The sequence below is a fragment of the Natronospira sp. genome (assembly GCF_007134575.1).
Lineage (GTDB): Bacteria > Pseudomonadota > Gammaproteobacteria > Natronospirales > Natronospiraceae > Natronospira > Natronospira elongata.
The window spans coordinates 19,300-35,895 of record NZ_SLKM01000127.1; the positions used below are offsets into that span (position 1 = coordinate 19,300).

At 60.8% G+C, this 16,596-nt stretch carries 14 protein-coding genes; 6 read left to right on the top strand and 8 right to left on the bottom strand.

What is annotated here, in order from left to right; all coding sequences use genetic code 11:
* Window positions 1–181: 181 nt before the first annotated feature.
* The 5 genes from ACJWXQ_RS04935 (at window position 182) to ACJWXQ_RS04955 (ending at window position 5,814) form a co-directional block, all read left to right on the top strand.
* A complete protein-coding gene (locus tag ACJWXQ_RS04935) occupies window positions 182–1,648 on the top strand; it encodes a circularly permuted type 2 ATP-grasp protein (RefSeq protein ID WP_406672287.1) in 1,467 nt (488 codons plus the stop codon).
* 3 nt (window positions 1,649–1,651) lie between these two features.
* On the top strand, window positions 1,652–2,593 hold the full coding sequence (locus ACJWXQ_RS04940; RefSeq protein ID WP_346051364.1) for an alpha-E domain-containing protein: 942 nt from the start codon (window positions 1,652–1,654) through the stop codon (window positions 2,591–2,593).
* Complete coding sequence (locus ACJWXQ_RS04945) at window positions 2,590–3,639, top strand: putative zinc-binding metallopeptidase (RefSeq protein WP_346051366.1); 1,050 nt, start codon at window positions 2,590–2,592, stop codon at window positions 3,637–3,639. Before ACJWXQ_RS04940 ends, ACJWXQ_RS04945 begins: the two co-directional genes overlap by 4 nt.
* A 78-nt stretch (window positions 3,640–3,717) precedes the next feature.
* A complete protein-coding gene (pmbA, locus tag ACJWXQ_RS04950) occupies window positions 3,718–5,067 on the top strand; it encodes a metalloprotease PmbA (protein WP_346051368.1) in 1,350 nt (449 codons plus the stop codon).
* 18 nt (window positions 5,068–5,085) lie between these two features.
* On the top strand, window positions 5,086–5,814 hold the full coding sequence (locus tag ACJWXQ_RS04955; protein ID WP_346051370.1) for a peptidase: 729 nt from the start codon (window positions 5,086–5,088) through the stop codon (window positions 5,812–5,814).
* A 417-nt stretch (window positions 5,815–6,231) separates the two neighbouring features.
* Here ACJWXQ_RS04955 and ACJWXQ_RS04960 read toward each other — a convergent pair whose 3' ends face one another.
* Complete coding sequence (locus ACJWXQ_RS04960) at window positions 6,232–7,563, bottom strand: YihY/virulence factor BrkB family protein (protein ID WP_406672288.1); 1,332 nt, start codon at window positions 7,561–7,563, stop codon at window positions 6,232–6,234.
* A 128-nt stretch (window positions 7,564–7,691) separates the two neighbouring features.
* Between ACJWXQ_RS04960 and ACJWXQ_RS04965 the strand changes: the two genes are divergently transcribed.
* Entirely contained in the window at window positions 7,692–8,507 is an 816-nt protein-coding gene (locus ACJWXQ_RS04965) for a cobalamin-binding protein (RefSeq protein WP_406672289.1), read from the top strand.
* On the opposite strand, the gene ACJWXQ_RS04970 is transcribed toward ACJWXQ_RS04965, so the two are convergent.
* The 7 genes from ACJWXQ_RS04970 to ACJWXQ_RS05000 all read right to left on the bottom strand — a co-directional run bounded on the left by ACJWXQ_RS04970 (window position 8,461) and on the right by ACJWXQ_RS05000 (window position 16,279).
* Complete coding sequence (locus ACJWXQ_RS04970; RefSeq protein ID WP_346051374.1) at window positions 8,461–9,507, bottom strand: PepSY-associated TM helix domain-containing protein; 1,047 nt, start codon at window positions 9,505–9,507, stop codon at window positions 8,461–8,463. The two genes, ACJWXQ_RS04965 and ACJWXQ_RS04970, sit on opposite strands and share 47 nt — an antisense overlap.
* Window positions 9,508–9,527: 20 nt before the next feature.
* Window positions 9,528–10,835: an amidohydrolase family protein gene (locus ACJWXQ_RS04975; protein WP_406672290.1), complete on the bottom strand. Its 1,308-nt coding sequence runs from the start codon at window positions 10,833–10,835 to the stop codon at window positions 9,528–9,530.
* A 212-nt stretch (window positions 10,836–11,047) separates the two neighbouring features.
* Window positions 11,048–11,521 (bottom strand): Crp/Fnr family transcriptional regulator, encoded by a 474-nt coding sequence (locus ACJWXQ_RS04980; protein ID WP_346051378.1) that lies wholly within the window; start codon window positions 11,519–11,521, stop codon window positions 11,048–11,050.
* Window positions 11,522–11,625: 104 nt separating this feature from the next.
* Window positions 11,626–12,393 (bottom strand): ABC transporter permease, encoded by a 768-nt coding sequence (locus ACJWXQ_RS04985; RefSeq protein ID WP_346051380.1) that lies wholly within the window; start codon window positions 12,391–12,393, stop codon window positions 11,626–11,628.
* The gene (locus ACJWXQ_RS04990; protein ID WP_346051381.1) at window positions 12,390–13,328 is read right to left on the bottom strand and encodes an ABC transporter ATP-binding protein; all 939 of its coding nucleotides are present in this window, start codon (window positions 13,326–13,328) and stop codon (window positions 12,390–12,392) included. The genes ACJWXQ_RS04985 and ACJWXQ_RS04990 overlap by 4 nt, the downstream gene beginning before the upstream one ends.
* Entirely contained in the window at window positions 13,325–15,874 is a 2,550-nt protein-coding gene (locus ACJWXQ_RS04995) for an EAL domain-containing protein (protein WP_406672291.1), read from the bottom strand. Before ACJWXQ_RS04995 ends, ACJWXQ_RS04990 begins: the two co-directional genes overlap by 4 nt.
* Window positions 15,875–16,009: 135 nt before the next feature.
* Window positions 16,010–16,279, bottom strand: coding sequence for a DksA/TraR family C4-type zinc finger protein (locus ACJWXQ_RS05000; RefSeq protein ID WP_346051385.1), 270 nt, complete (start codon window positions 16,277–16,279; stop codon window positions 16,010–16,012).
* Window positions 16,280–16,596 lie beyond the last annotated feature (317 nt).

A 16,596-nucleotide genomic window follows, 5' to 3' on the forward strand; every position in this document is an offset into this window, starting at 1 on the left:
ACTCCTGAATATCTGGTCCGGGGATCCCGTGACAGGCTGTGGCCGTCACGGATGACGGGGGAATCATAGCATTGGGCGGGGATGGGGTGACCAGTCGCTGTTCCAACCGGGAGGCAATCGGCGTAGCTTATATCAGGCGTTGCTTTTCATTTCATGTCTCTGGCCAAGGGAAGTACCGTCAATGCCAATCGACTGGAAACAGTACGACCCCGGAAAATTCTATGATGAGTTGATCAGTTCCCCCGGTCATCCCCGGGCCGCCGCCCGGGAGCTGTGCAAGCGGCTCCGCCAGCTCAGCGATGAAGAGCTGATGGAACGGCGTGATGCCGCGGAGCTGGCCATCCTGGTGATGGGGATTACCTTCACCGTCTACACCGAGGGTGGCAGCATTGACCGGGCCTGGCCCTTCGACATCATCCCGCGCATCATCCCGGCCCGGGAATGGCAAAAGACCGAGGCCGGCCTGGCCCAGCGCGTTCAGGCTCTGAATCTTTTCATCAATGATATTTATCATGAACAGCGCATCGTCAAGGACAAGGTCTTCCCCGAAGAGATCCTCAAGACCTCCGGTAATTTCCGGGCCGAATGCGTGGGGGTGGAGCCACCGCTGGGCATCTGGGCCCACATCTGCGGCAGTGACCTGATCCGGGACAATGATGGGCGTTTCTATGTGCTTGAAGACAATCTGAGAGTGCCCTCCGGCGTTTCCTACATGCTGGAGAACCGGCATGTCATGAAACGCACCTTCCCCGAGATTTTCGAGCATCAGAACATTCTCCCGGTGGATGATTATCCTGCCCAGCTATTCGACATGCTGGCTTCCATGTCACCGCGTCCCCAGGACTATCCCGTGGTTACCGTACTGACCCCGGGGATCTACAACTCCGCCTATTTCGAGCATGCCTATCTGGCTCAGCAGATGGGTGCCGAACTGGTGGAGGGGCGAGACCTGGTGGTGACCGAGGATGACTGTGTCTACATGCGCACCGTGGAGGGGCTGACCCGGGTTGATGTGATCTACCGCCGCATTGATGATCTTTTCCTGGACCCGGAAGTCTTCAACCCGGACTCGGTATTGGGTGTGCCCGGGCTGATGCGCGCCTGGCGGGCCGGCAATGTGGCCCTGGCCAATGCACCGGGTGCGGGTGTGGCGGATGACAAGGTGGTCTATGCCTATGTGCCGGACATGATCCGTTACTACCTGGATCAGAAGCCCATCCTGGACAATGTTCCCACCTATGTCTGCCATGATGAAAAGCAGTGCGAGTATGTCCTCGATAACCTGGACAAGCTGGTGGTCAAGCCGGCCAACGAATCGGGTGGCTACGGCATGCTCATGGGGCCGCAGGCCAGTCGTAAGGAGCGGGAGGATTTCGCCGAACAGATCCGCCGCAACCCTCGCAACTTCATTGCCCAGCCCTTGATCCAGCTTTCCACCACCCCAACCATCGATGGTCATGGCAAGGTGGCGCCCCGGCACGTGGATCTGCGTCCCTTCATTCTCAGCGGACAGGAAACCAATATCACCACAGGGGGGCTTACCCGGGTGGCTCTCAAGTCAGGTTCCTATGTGGTGAACTCATCCCAGGGGGGCGGCAGCAAGGATACCTGGATTGTTGATACCGCCAAGAAGGCGATAGGGGGCTGAGTCATGTTGTCGAGAGTGGCCGAAAGCCTTTACTGGACTGCCCGTTACATGGAAAGAGCGGAGGACCTGGCGCGTTTGGTCAACGTCCATTCCAATTTGATTATGGACCTGCCCCGGTCGGTGGAATTGGGCTGGGAGCCCCTGATCGCTATCACCGGCAGCGAAGCGCCCTTTGCCAAGCTGTTCGGTGATGAGATGGATGAGCGAAATGTCACTCGCTTCATCATTGCCGACCGGCGTAACCCGGGCTCCATTCTCAGCGCCTTGTTCATGGCCCGTGAGAATCTGCGCTCCACTCGCGACCTGGTCCCCCGGGAAGGCTGGGAGCAGGTCAACGATCTCTACCTCCATGCCCGTCAGGAACTCAAGGGTGGCATTGCCAAGCGCAAGCGCTACGATTTTCTGCGCGGCGTGATTCAGCGCTGCCAGCAACTCACCGGCCTGTTGGCCGGCACCATGAGCCATGACGAAGCCTATGAGTTCATCCGCATCGGTCGTAATCTGGAACGAGCGGACATGGGGACCCGCATCCTGGACGTGCGTTCAGAAGATCTCCTGCCCCACCGGGCGGAGGATCTCACGCCTTTTGAAAACATCCAGTGGATGAGCGTGCTCAAGTCCCTGACCGCCTATCAGATGTATCGGCGCAATGTACGGGTCAGGGTGCGGGGTTCGGACGTCTTGCGGTATCTGCTTCAGGACCCGAAATTGCCACGGGCACTGCTCCATTGCATGAGCGAGGTGGAGGCCTGTCTGCATGATCTGCCACGGAATGATGGACCCTTGCGCAGCGTCACGCGCATGAAGCGCCGGATCCAGGAAGCCAATGTACCGGAATTGGCGGAGTCCGGTCTGCATGAATTCCTGGACGACTTGCAGGTGGAGCTGAGCCGACTCCATGCTGAGATTGCCAACACCTACTTCCTGCTGGATAGGGCGGCATGAACATCTACCGTTGCGCTTGCGGCAACCCGGTCTATTTCGAAAATGACCAATGTCTGGCCTGTGGCCGGCGCCTGGGTTTCCTGCCGGAGCGTCTTACACAGGCGGCGCTCGAGCCCCTGCCAGGAGGCAACGATCTCTGGCGGGCCCACACTCCCGAGGGCGAGATGGGGGAGTATCACCGCTGCCGCAACTACAGTGAGCAAAATGTCTGCAACTGGATGGTGGTCAGTGATAATGGTGAGCGTTACTGCGTGGCCTGCCGCATGAATCGCATCATCCCCAATCTGGACCGGCCCGGTAACCGTGACAAATGGCTCAATGTGGAGCGCGAGAAGCGCCGGGTCATTTACGATCTGCTCCGCCTGGGTCTGCCCTTTCTCGCCAAGCGGGATGATCCGCACACTGGCCTGGCCTTCGCCTTCATGGAAGACCAGCAGCCGACCCAGGAATTCGTTGACTCATCCTGGTCCGGCGGCAAGGTGTTCACCGGCCATGCAAAGGGCCTGATCACCATCAATATCATCGAAGCCGATGATGCGGCCCGCGAGGCATTGCGTCAGCAATTGAATGAGGCCTCCCGCACCCTGCTGGGGCACTTCCGCCACGAGATCGGTCACTATTTCTGGGATCGACTGATTCTGGAAGGCGGGCGATTGGCCGGTTTTCGCGAGGTCTTTGGTGACGAGCGTCAGGATTACCAGTCTTCCCTGCGCCGCCATTATCAGCAGGGGCCACCGGCAAACTGGCAGCAGCACTACATCAGTGCCTATGCCGCGGCCCATCCCTGGGAGGACTGGGCCGAGTGCTGGGGGCATTATCTGCAGATCACCGATGCCCTGGAAACCGCCCATGCCCTGGACATGGGGGTCAGTCTCCCGAGGGACTTTGATGAGCTGATCCGGGTCTGGAGTCGGGTCAGCATCAACATTAACCTCATGAACCGAAGCATGGGCATGCGGGATGCCTATCCCTATGTGCTCAATGACAGCGTGGTGGCCAAGCTGCGCTACATTCACGAGGTCGTGGAGGCGGAGCGGTCCGCCTAGGCCCGGGCCGATTCATCCATTCCTGTCCGGCTCTGTTAGAATCCCGACACTTTGCAGCCCAGCAAGCGGAGTCGATTCATGTCCGAGACCGCCGAGGTCACAAGTTCCCTGGGTCGCCAGGACCTCGAGGCCGCCGTCGATCAGGCCCTGGCCGAGGCCCGGCGCCGGGGTGCCGATGGCGCGGAAAGTGGCGCCAGTGTGGATACCGGCCTGGGCGTGAGTGTCCGCCTGGGTGAGGTGGAGACCCTGGAATACCGTCAGGACCGGGGGATCGGAATCACCGTCTATTTCGGCCAGCAGAAGGGGGCCGCCAACACTTCCGACCTGAGCGACCGGGCCATCCGGGAAATGGTGGCCAAGGCCTGCGACATCGCCCGTTTTACCCAGGCCGATCCCCATGCCGGCCTGCCGCCCGCCGAGCGCCTGGCGCGGGACTGGCCGGATCTGGATCTCTGTCACCCCTGGGCCCTGTCCCCGGAAATGGCCATCGACCTGGCCCAGCGCTGTGAGCAGGCCGCCCGGGATTTCGACCGTCGCATCGATAACTCCGATGGTGCCAGCGTGGATACTCACCACGGCGTCCGGGTCTGTGGCAACAGTCATGGCTTTCTCGGCAGCTACGAGGGCACCAATCACAGCATCAGCTGTAGTGTTCTCGCTCGGGACGAGCAGGGCATGCAGCGGGATTTCTGGTATTCCTCGGCACGGCTTTCCTCTGCCCTGGAATCACCCGAGGCCGTGGGACGCCGGGCCGGGGAGCGAACCGTCCGCCGCCTGGGTGCCCGTCGACTCAGCACCCGCAAGGCGCCGGTACTGTTCCCCGCGCCGCTGGCGCGGGGGCTGATCGCCACTCTGGTGGGCGCGGCTTCCGGGCCCTCCCAGTATCGTCGGGCCTCCTGGCTTCTGGATGCCGTGGGTAATCAGGTCCTGCCGGAGTGGCTGGGTCTGGTGGAGTATCCCCATTTGCCGAGGGCTCTCGGCAGTTCCCCCTTCGACGGCGAAGGCGTGGCCCTGAAGGATAATCCTCTGGTCGAATCCGGGCGCCTGTCCCGCTATGTGCTGGACAGCTACAGTGCCCGTCAACTGGGGCTGGAGAGCACCGGCAATGCCGGCGGCGTCCACAATCTCTCCCTGGTCGGGCCCAGCCGCGGTTTTGAGGAAATGCTGCGGGAGATGGATACCGGCCTTCTGCTTACCGAGCTGATGGGGCAGGGAATCAACGGCGTGACGGGGGATTACTCTCGTGGCGCGGCCGGATTCTGGGTGGAGCAGGGCGAGATCGTCCATCCGGTGGAGGAAATCACCGTCGCGGGTAATCTCAAGGACATGCTTCGTGGCATCGTCGCCGCCGGTGATGATGTGGACCACCGCGCCAGCGTGCTCACCGGTTCGCTCCTGATCGAGGAAATGACCATTGCCGGCGACTGACCGGCCCGTGGCACCGTCATGACTTACTGTCTAGCCATACGTACCGACAACGGCTTCCTGGTGGCCTCCGACTCGCGCACCAGTGCCGGGGTGGATGATGTCAGCGTCTACAGCAAGATGCATGAGCTGCCCACCAGTGACGATCGTTGCATGGTGCTGCTCTCGGCCGGCAACCTGGCCACCACCCAGGCGGTCACCAGCCGTATCCAGCGTGACCTCGATGACTCCGAGGCCGAGACCTCGATCAACCGCCTCGATCATCTGGAAGACGTGGCCGAGTACATCGGTGCCATCAGCACGCGAGTACAGAGGGGCCCGGAAGGGGCCACTCAGGCGGACTTTCGGCCCAAGGCAACCTTCATCCTGGCCGGCCAGATCGGCCAGGAAAGCCATAATCTCTATCTGATCTACCCGGAAGGCAATTACATCCGGGTCAGTGAGGAAAAGCCCTTTCTGCAGGCCGGAGAGACCAAATACGGCAAGCCCATCCTGGATCGTATCGTGGAAAGCGGCATGAGTCTGGAAATGGCCGCCCGTTGCGCCCTGGTTTCCCTGGATTCCAGTATGCGCTCCAATCTCAGCGTCGGGCCGCCGGTGGAACTGGCCTTCTATCAGGCCGACAGCCATCGCCTCGATCCCCGGCTGCGCTTTGAGGAAGACGATCCCTTCTGGCGCCGCATGCAGGATGCCTGGTCCCGCAATCTCCGCCAGGCCTTCATGGATCTGCCGCGCTTCGATTGGGAGTAAAAAAAACGCCGCGAACAGCCTGAGTTCTGTTCGCGGCGTCTCGACACCTTCCCTGGCGAGCCTTGGTTGTCGCTGGGCCTCCCTGCCAGACCCCGTCCCGGGGTTGCCCATCCTGGGCGCCTGAGTTGCCCACTCTGGATCATCCCTGATCCGCCGGCCTGAACCGGCCCCAGCCCCTCCTGGACTGTCGCGCGGGCATGGCATTCATCATGCCGGATGACCATCCTGGTCGGGGATCGTGCCAGTCCCTGGCCGACGCCCCCGGCATTGACTCCCCCCTTTCCGCCAATGCCCGCGCTGTGGGTATAACGATACGCAGGGCTCGGCTTTGGCGTAATCAGCAGATCGTGATGGGGCGTGTAGGGATATGCTGACGGCCCCTGTAAGAGGGCGAAACTACGCAAGTGCCATCCGCGTTTAGCTGTCCTCTGTTTCCTCCACAAAGTCACGCAGGGTCTTTTGTCCCAATTGGTCGCGCATGGCCCCTTCCAGGCTGTTCATCAGCCCGCCGACCGGTTTGAGGGAGCGCATCTGTGCTTCCGGATCATCGCTCTGCTGGTAGCCGCGGCTGGCATCCAGGATCTTCTGCAAGCGCATCCGGGCCAGGTCCTGGCCGGGCAGGAAGCCGGGCTGATAACCCTCGGTGCTAATGATCAGGCCGGCCATTTCCAGTCGATCCACCACGCTTTCCAGCACGTCGCCGCGAACATGCAACTCTCGACAGAGGGTTTCGAACGTCCAGGGGCGTTCACCGCGCAGATAACTGCGGGCAATGAGATACATCACCGCCAGGCCCAGCTCCTCTTTCTCTCGGTGGGTGGCGCCGGTTGCCGGCGGCAGTCGGGTGACGAACTGGGGATTCTGGATATAGAAAGCGATCTTGCCGCCGAACAGCAGAATGAGCCAGCTCAGATAGAGCCAGATGATGAAGAACAGCAGACCCGCGAAGCCGGAATAGATGGCGGTGTAGCGGGCCGAGGTGGCGATGACCTGGGCAAATGCCCAGCCGGTGGTCTGCCAGGCCAGGCCGGCAATGACGGCGCCGGTGAGAGCGGCCTTGAGCTTGACCCGGGTGTTGGGGACAAAGACATAGATGAAGGTAAAGGCGGCCACCACCAGCAAATAGGGCATCAGGGTGCTGAACCAGACCATCAAGGTCCCGAAGGGCTCCACCTCCGATATCCGCTGGACCAGGGTGTGGCTGGAGAAGGTGGCGGTGACACCCACCGCCGAGAACACCAGCACCGGGCCCACCAGCACGACACTGAGATAATTGCTGAACTTCTCCGCCATGCCCCGCTGGCGCCGAATGTTCCAGGATTCATTCAGGGCCGCTTCGATTTTCTGCAACAGGGAGTAGACCACATACACCAGCAGCAGCAGGCCCACCGAGCCGAGGATGCCCACCTGAATGTTGTCCACGAAGTCCATGATGGTCTGGGTGACTTCGTCGGCCCTGGGCCCCAGGGGCTCCAGGGTTCTTTGAAGCACCGGCTCCAGCTGGTTGTGCACGCCGAAGCCCTTGAGCACCGAAAAGCTGAAGGCCAGCAGAGGCACGATGGAGAGCAGCGAGGTATAGACCAGGCTCATGGCCCGCAGATTGATCTGCCCAATGGAGGCGTCGCGCATGCCGGCATGAATCACCCGTGCAATCCGCACCATCCAGGCCATCTTGCGGCTGGGCAGATCCTGGATCTGCACAGTCCACAACCACTGGGTGAATCGGGAGCCGGGGTTGAGCTGCTTCATGGGGGCCTGCCTCCGCGCCATGGAATCCGCCAAGCATCAGTCGCCATCATATCGACTCTTGAGGCGGGAAGCATGTGCTTCGCTTTCCCGGCTCTGGCATTGACGGCTGTAATCCTTATCATGGGCCCATGAGTGATTATCCCGAACGTATCGTTTGCTTGACCGAGGAACCCACCGAGACCCTCTATCTGCTGGAAGAGGACTGGCGCATCGTGGGGATCTCGGGCTTTACCGTGCGCCCGGCCCGGGCACGCAAGGAAAAGCCCAAGGTTTCGGCCTTTCTCAGCGCCAAGATCGACAAGATTCTGGATCTTGAGCCGGATCTGGTTCTCGGCTTCTCCGATCTGCAGGCGGAGATCGCCACCGAGCTCATTCGGCATGGCGTGGAGGTCCATATCTTCAATCACCGCAGCGTGGACGAGATTTTCCAAATGATCTCCATGCTGGGGGGCATGATCGGTTGCCAGGAAAAGACCCGGGCTCTGGTAGATGAGCTGCGCGGCGGAGTGGAAAAGATTCGTGCCCAGGCGGCGGCCTTGCCGAAAACACCTCGGGTGTATTTCGAGGAATGGGATGAGCCCATGCTCTCCGGTATTCGCTGGGTCTCGGAACTGGTTGAAATCGCCGGCGGCGAGGATTGCTTTCCCGAACTCAAGGAAGAGGCCCTGGGCAAGAACCGGATCATCCCGGACTACGAAACGGTCATCGAGCGTCAGCCGGATATCATCATCGGTTCCTGGTGCGGCAAGAAATTCCGCCCCGAGAAGGTTTGTGAACGGCCGGGCTTCGATCGCATCCCGGCGGTCCGTGACAATGAGCTGCACGAAATCAAATCCGTGAATATCCTGCAGCCCGGCCCGGCGGCACTCACCGACGGCTTGCAGCAATTGCATGAAATCATTGCCCGATGGTGCGACGTCTCAGCCACAGCCGAATCCCGGTGAGATAGAGCAGCAGGGGCAGCATGCCGATCAGGGCCACCAGGGCCTTGCCCCAGCCACCCAGAAAGTTGCCGCCGTGGATGGCGCGCAAGGCAGTCATGAAGCGGTCACCGCCGCTGGCATCGCTCCAGTGTCGTTCCGCCAGCATCTTGCCGCTGTAGCGGTCCAGCACCACGTGACCGCTGCCTGGCAGCCATCCGGCAGCTTCCCCTTCCCGTACCGTGATGCGGTAGACCCCCTCGGGGCCGCGGGGCAGCCCAATGCTGCGGACATCGCCGTCCGGCATCGTGGCTTGTGCCAGATCCATGGCCTGCTCGAGGCCAATGTCTCGCCCATTGTCCGCCACCAGAGAGTGGTGGTGCAGGTCCAGCCCTGACAGGGGCGAGACAGTCTCCACCATGGGCCGGGTGTACTGGGGCAGGGCCAGCAGGATGCCGCTGACCGCGACCAGGAGCAGGGGCAGGCCGGCGTAGAGTCCCAGGCCATGATGGATGGTTTGGGCAGGGCGGCCTGTGTGCCGGCGGCGGTGCCAGATCAGGGTGCCGGTAAGCAGGGAAAAGAGCAGGCAGAGGCCCAGCAAGCCCACCACGGTCTGACCCTGACTGCCCAGGTGCAGTTGAAAATGGAGTACATGGATGAAGCGCATCAGGCCCTCGCCCACGGGCCGGATGCCCATGAGCTCGCCTGAGGCCGGGTCTACCGTTGCCAGACGATCGAAAATGCGCTCCGGGGTGCCGATATAGACCCGGAAGACGTCCTGGCTAGCCGAAGGCAGGGACAGGAAGGTCACCGCCTCATCGTCTCCGGCGACAGCCTCCACCGCCCCCAGGGCCTGCTCGGCACTGACTGGTTCTGCGGCGCCACTGCCGCGTAACAGCTCAGGATTGAGAACCCGGTCCAGTTCGCTTTGATACACGACCAGGCTGCCGCTCAGTCCAATGAGCACGAACAGGGCGCCCAGGCCCAGGGCGATCCAGCGGTGCAGGCGATAGATCAGCCTCATGATTCACGTCAGCAAATGTTTTAGCGCTTGTGGATTTCGCCGGCCTTCATCACGAAGCGAACCGATTCCAGTCGGGTGACATCGTCCAGGGGGCTGCCGTCCACGGCAATGAAGTCGGCATGAAAACCGGGTTCGATACGACCGATTTCATCGGACCAGTCCAGGAGGTCGGCGGCGTGGATGGTGGCGGCCTGGATGGCCTCCAGGGGACTCATGCCGGCTTCCACCATGCGGGCAAACTGCTTGCCGTTCTGACCATGGGGATAGACGCCGGCATCACTGCCAAAGACGATTCGAACCCCGGCTTCATGGGCCCGACGCAGACTGTCCCGCTGGGCCTGTCCGATTTCCCGCTCCTTTTCGAGACTTTCCTCCAGCATGCCCACTTCCTCGCCCATGCCCAGGATGTAGTCGGAGACATAGACGTCCATGGACAGGGCCGTTCCGTTGCGGCGCGCCAGGGCAATGCTTTCATCGGAAATCAGGCTGGCATGTTCCACCGAATCCACCCCGGCCTTGATGGCCAGCTTGATGCCGGCATCGCCGTGGGCATGGGCGGCCACCCGCATGCCAAGGGCATGGGCCTCGTCAACGATGGCTTCCATTTCTTCCAGGGTGTACTGGCGTGCGCCGGTGGCGGTGCCCTTGGACATGACCCCGCCGGTGGCGCAGAACTTGATGGTGTCGGCGCCATACTTGAGATTCTTGCGAACCTGCTCACGGGCGGCCCAGGGCCCGTCGGCCACACCACCACCGCGATGTTCGAAGTCCGGTGGCAGCAGTGTGCTGTCGCAATGGCCCCCGGTCATGCCAAGGGACTGGCCGGCCACGCGCATGCGCGGGCCGGGGAAGTCGCCGGCTTCGATGGCATCACGAATAGCAATATCGGCGAAGGCTGGCGCACCGAGATTGCGCACGGTGGTAAAGCCTGCCTCCAAATTCTTTCTCGCCGCTCTGACCCCGTAAAGCGCGGCCCGATGGCTGCCCCGCCCCAGGCGGGCGTGGCCCTGAACGCTGGCATCGTTGGTCAGATGGACATGGGTGTCGATCAGCCCGGGCAGGACGAATCGGTCGCTCAGGTCGATGACCTTGCCGTCCTCGTCCAGCTCAACGGCGTCACGCTGGCTGACGGAGACGATCCGCCCTTCGGCAATGCCGATCAGCTGGTCGTCCCGCACATCGCCGGTCTTCGGGTCCAGCAGTTGTCCGGCCAGGACGTAGTGTTCCGCCTGTCCCGGATCAGCCTGGGCGGCGTTGTCGGCCGCGCAGGCGGGCAGGGCGGCAGCGGCCAGGCTGAGGGCGAAAAGGGCGGCAACAATGCGTGGCATGGGATGCTCCCGGGGTTGGGGGTCCGTTCCAAAGGAGAGCATTCTAGAGCAATCAGGGTGCCCGTGTACGGACGAGGCCGGGAGAGCCGGCCGCGCAGGCAGATATGTAGGAGCGGATTCATCCGCGATTCTAGGGTCGTCGATTCCCCGATCGCGGATGAATCCGCTCCTGCGGCGGGCTGACAGGTAGGCCTTGAAGGCTTCGAGCCGTTTCAGGCAAATCCCGGCGGATTCCACTCCTGCATCATCTTTTCCCGGGCCGAGCTGACCCGTTCCGACATCAGGCCGGCGAAGCGCTTGAGCATTTCGTAGCCAAAATCCGGGTCCTTCTCGCAGCGCTCGAAGATGACATCGCCATCGAAGCGGATGACGCTGCTGTCTTCTTCCGCCCGAGCCTGGAAATGCCAGCGATAGGGCGGGATCAGCCAGGACCAGCCGATGATGGCGCCCTCGCCCACGTTCTGCAGCTCAAGGGGTGGGCCTTCGATGGCAGCCACCTCAAGGCTGATGCGACCGCCCGTGACCAGGAAAAAACTGTCGGCCCGGTTGCCATGGCGGAACAGGACCTCGTCTTCCTTGAGGTTACGGCTGGAGGCATTCTCGGCCAGAAATTTCAGGTCAGCCTCGTCCATTCCCTTGAAGAAGGCTTTGTCCAGCAACTGGTCCAGGATTTTTTCCTTGCTCATGTTCAAACCTCGCGCAATCGTTTCACGCCACCATACACCCATGGCGCGGAGAATAGGGAACCTCTAGAGGTTCCATAATTGATGTTGATCAAATTTCGTCCAATTCAGGGTTTGAGACGATACCCGCTTCGGAATATCCAGGCCACCAGGGCAATGCAGATGGCCAGAAACGCCAGGATCACCGCGAAACTGATGGCGACATGGACGTCGGCCACTTCGTAGAAGCTCCAACGGAATCCGCTGACCAGATAAACCACCGGATTGAACAGGGAAACGGTCTGCCAGACCGGGGGCAGCACATCCAGGGAATAGAAGGTGCCACCCAGAAAGGTCAGGGGCGTGACCACCAGTAGCGGCACGAACTGTAGTTGCTCAAATCCTTCCGACCAGATGCCGAGTATGAAACCCAGGAGACTGAAGGTAAATGCCGTCAGTACCAGGAACAACAGCATCAGGAGGGGGTGGGCGATCTCCAGGGGCACGAAGAACCAGGCCGTGCCCAGGATTATCAGCCCAAGAATGATGGACTTGGTGGCCGCGGCGCCCACATAGCCCAGCATGACTTCCAGATACGATGCCGGCGCCGAGAGGATCTCGTAGATGGTGCCGGTAAAGCGTGGAAAGTAGATACCGAAGGCGGCGTTGGAAACACTCTGGGTCAGCAACATCAGCATGATCAGCCCCGGCACGATAAACGCCCCGTAGCTGACCCCGCCGATTTCATCGATGCGTGAACCGATGGCCGCTCCAAAAACAACGAAATACAGTGAGGTGCTGATCACCGGCGCGACGATGCTTTGCATCAGCGTGCGGCGGGTACGGTTCATCTCGAAGAGATAGATGGCCAGAATGGCCCGGGGATTGCGAATCATTGTCGATCCTTCAGCAAATCGAGAAAGATGTCTTCCAGGGAACTCTGGTCAGTGTGCAGGTCATTGATCACGATGCCCGCCTGGTTGAGGCGGCGCAGCAGGTCGGCAATTCCGCTCTCCTTGAACTCATCGGCATAGTCATAGATGAGGGCACTGCCGTCGTTGATGAGCGATAGGCGATAACCATTCAACTGATCTGGCACCTGCTTGATCGACTGGCCCAGCTCGATAGTAAGCTGTTTCCGCCCCAGCTTTCGCATGAGCTGACTGGTCTCTTCCACCAAAAGCAAACGTCCGTGATTGATGACCCCGACCCGCTCGGCCATTTGTTCGGCTTCTTCGATGTAGTGGGTGGTAAGAATAATGGTCACGCCGTTGTGCTGGAGGCCCCGGACCAGATTCCACATGTCCTGGCGCAGTTCCACATCTACGCCGGCGGTGGGCTCATCCAGAAAGAGTATGCGGGGTTCATGGGCCAGGGCCTTGGCGATCATCACCCGCCGCTTCATGCCACCCGACAGAGTCCGGATCTGCTTGTCACGCTTGTCATAAAGTGACAGGTCCCTGAGTACCCCCGCGACCACAGCATCGTTGCGCTTGAGCCCGAACAGGCCGCGGCTGAAGCTCACCGTGTCCCAGACCGATTCGAAGGAGTCGGTAGCCAGCTCCTGGGGTACCAGGCCCACCAGTTGGCGAGCGGACCGATAGTCACGAATGATGTCATGGCCCCCAATGCGGATTTCTCCACTGCTTCGTGTGACCAGGCCGCAAAGGATGCTGATCAGCGTGGTCTTGCCCGCCCCATTGGGGCCCAGCAAGGCGAAGATCTCACCATGCTCGATATTCAGGTTGACCTCTGACAGGGCCTGGAACCCACCCTCATAGGTTTTGGACAGGTCCTTGACCTCAATGGCCGGCGGGGTTGACTGCTTCATGATGACTCCGTGCCATGGAACTGGGACTTGATTGCTACATTGAATTCTTCAACTGGTTTGGGTCGGCCATAGAAGTAGCCCTGGAAGCAGCGGCAGCCGAGATGGCACAGATAGCTCTGCTGGGTTTGTGTCTCCACACCCTCTGCGACCACACGCATGTTGAGGTTGCTGGCCAGGCCGATGATGGCTTCGATGATCACCCAGTCCCGCTGGTTTCGATCGCGAGCCGCATTCTGGACAAAGGATTTGTCAATCTTCACTTCATCGAAGGGCAGCCGGGAGAGATAAGCCATGGAGGAATAGCCGGTACCAAAGTCATCCATGGAGAAATGCAGTCCTAGGGCGTGGAGCTGCTCCATTTTGTCCATGCTGTCTTCAATGTCCTCGAGCACCAGGGATTCAGTCAGCTCCAGCTTCAGCCGGTCAGGGGATACCTTATGCTCATCAATTGCACGCTGAACCTGTCTGACAAAATCTTTCTGGTGGAACTGTCTGGCGCTGACATTGATGGACAAACTCAGGTCCGCGGTCGCCGCTTCCTGTTCCCAGTCCTTCAGTATGCGACAAGCATTTTCCAGCACCCAATTCCCCAGTGGCAGTATCAAGCCGGTTTCCTCGGCCACTGGAATGAATTCCATGGGTGAGACCATGCCCAGGGAAGGATTGTTCCACCGAAGCAGTGCTTCTGCTCCAATTAGCTTGCCATTGCCACCCACCTGCTTCTGCAGATGGAGGAAGAACTGATCGCTATCAATGGCCTGGCGAATCTCGGCTTCCATCCGAAACTGGCGCTCCATCCGCCGCTGCAATTCAGGGTTATAGAATCGAATGGAATTTCGGCCATCTGCCTTGGCCTGGTACATCGCGGTATCGGCACGCCGGAGCAGTTCTTCCCGACTGTCAACGTCCCCCTGAAACAGGGTGATGCCGATGCTGGCGGCACAGCGGTGTTCGTGTTGAGGTAAGTTAACAGGTTGGGTAATGATTGCCTGGATGTCCTCGGCAACCAGGCCGGCGCGCTGGGCGGCTTCGTTCTCTTTATTGCCCAGGCGGTCAAGAATGACGACAAACTCGTCCCCGCCCAGGCGAGCCACGGTATCCACCGAGCGGGTGCGCCCCTCCAGTCTTCGGGCAAGCGTCTTGAGCAGTTCATCGCCCACGGAATGCCCCATGGTGTCATTCAGCCGCTTGAAGTCATCCAGATCGATGAAAAGGATCGCCCCATAGCTTCTCAGGCGGCTGGAGGCGGCCTGGACCAAGCCCATTCGATAGTCCAGCAGGCGACGGTTGGGTAGCCCGGTAAGGTCATCATAGAAGGCCAGTTGGTGAATTTTCTCCTGTGACTGCTTCTGTTCAGTGATATCGGTTATGAAGCCATTCCATATCACGGCACCATCAGCGGCCTTTTCCGGCAAGGCATTACCCTGGAGCCAGCGTTCGCCATGCTCCGGGTGTATGACTCGGTACTCGTGTCCCCAGGTGGACATTGTTTCTGCCGATTCCTGGATGGACTGCAGCAGCCCTTCAAGGTCATCCGGATGAATAATCCTGGTAATGGGGTCGGCGTTCTCTCTGACCGCTTCAGGGGGGACCCCGTAGATATCCCGGATGGCCTCGCTGGCATAAGGGAAGGACAACTGGCCATCGGGGGCCATCCGAAACTGGTACACCACCCCAGGCAGACGGGAGGCGATTTTGGTAAAGCGCTCGTCCAGCTCCAGGGCCTGAAGTCGGGCTGATTCGGCTTCCAATCGCGCCAGTTCCACCCGTTGTCGCAGACTGGCAGTGACCGTCGAGGTGATCAGGATGAACAGGCTGCTGCCAACGGCGAGGCTGGCGACGAGATCCGGGTTCAGTGTGGGGCCGGGTAGTGCCACTTCGTGGCTGTGCCCCGCCGGAAAACGGGTCGCGGCCATGGCAACATAGTGCAGACTGGAAATGGCCAGGCCCATGAGGGTTGCGCTCGCCAGCTTGAAGCCAAGGGGTTGGTACAGTTGGTGCTCCTGAAGGAATTTACCCATCACTCGCGGAATCGCCAGCGCCAGGCTGGACATCACCACCGCAACCAGCAGGGACAGCAATACCAGCCCGGGCCGGTAGGCCATGGCCGCCTCCATTACCATGGCGGCCATGCCGATGTAGTGCATGCCGCCAATGCCCAGGCCCATTAGTGCGCCCCCCAACAGGATCGCCCGGAAGCTGGGGCGGGGGCGGGAAATGACGTCAAGCGCAAGGTAGGCTGCCAGGACGGCCGGGAAGACCGAAACGAGGGTCAGCAAGGCGTGGTATTCGATTGCCACCGGCAGGCGGAAGGCCACCATGCCGGTAAAGTGCATCGTCCACACCCCAAGCCCCAGGGCCAGGGCACCGTTGAGATGCCAGCCGAGACGGGCCCGTGCAGACCGGGTGGCTCGCATGAGGTCCACGTGACTGATGCTGGCGAAAGCGGCCATGATCGCAATCAGCAGGGAGAGTAGCACCAGCGGCACCGAGTAATCGCCGGCGAGGAAGGTGTCTCCCGCCATGCTGGCATCCAAGAAATGCATTTGGCAGGCACCCTCCTCTGGAAGGCCGATTCGGCCTTCGACTTCCATGGCTCAGTCTAGCAGCAGGGCACCGCTGAAGGGACGGGGGCTGCAGATTCTTGCTTTCCCGAGCGGGTGGGACAGCCCAGCGGTTTTTCAACGAAGCTGGCTGTCCTTGCTGCCACGACGGTTGTAGCCGGCGAATTGCTTTTTTTCGCCCTCGTCGCGTTCGCTCTGGCAGGGGACGCACAGGCGCACGCCGGGCAGGGCTCGGCGGCGTGCTTCGGGAATGGGAGCCTCGCATTCCTCGCACTCACTCAGGCTCTCGCCCTTGGGCATGCGGCTGCGGGCCCGAGCCAGGGCATCCTCCACCGAGGCATCGATCTGCTCCTGCACCGCGTCGTCTTTTGCCCAGCCTCCGGCCATCTCTACCTCCAGCCAATTCCCATGCGGGTATTGTCTCTCCGCCGAGAGTCACGATCAATCAACTGTCTTGCAGAGCGCTGCGGAGCGGCACCGCTCATCCAGAAAAAAGGGGCGCAGCCGTTGCCGGCCGCACCCCCGGGCGTTTGGCTCCTGAAAGCCTGTCCCAACGGCTTATGACTCCAGATCAAAACGATCCATATTCATCACCTTGTTCCAGGCAGCCGCAAAGTCCTTGACGAACTTCTCGCTGGCATCGGACTGGGCATAGACCTCGGAAAGCGCCCGCAATTGGGAATTGGAGCCAAAGACCAGATCCA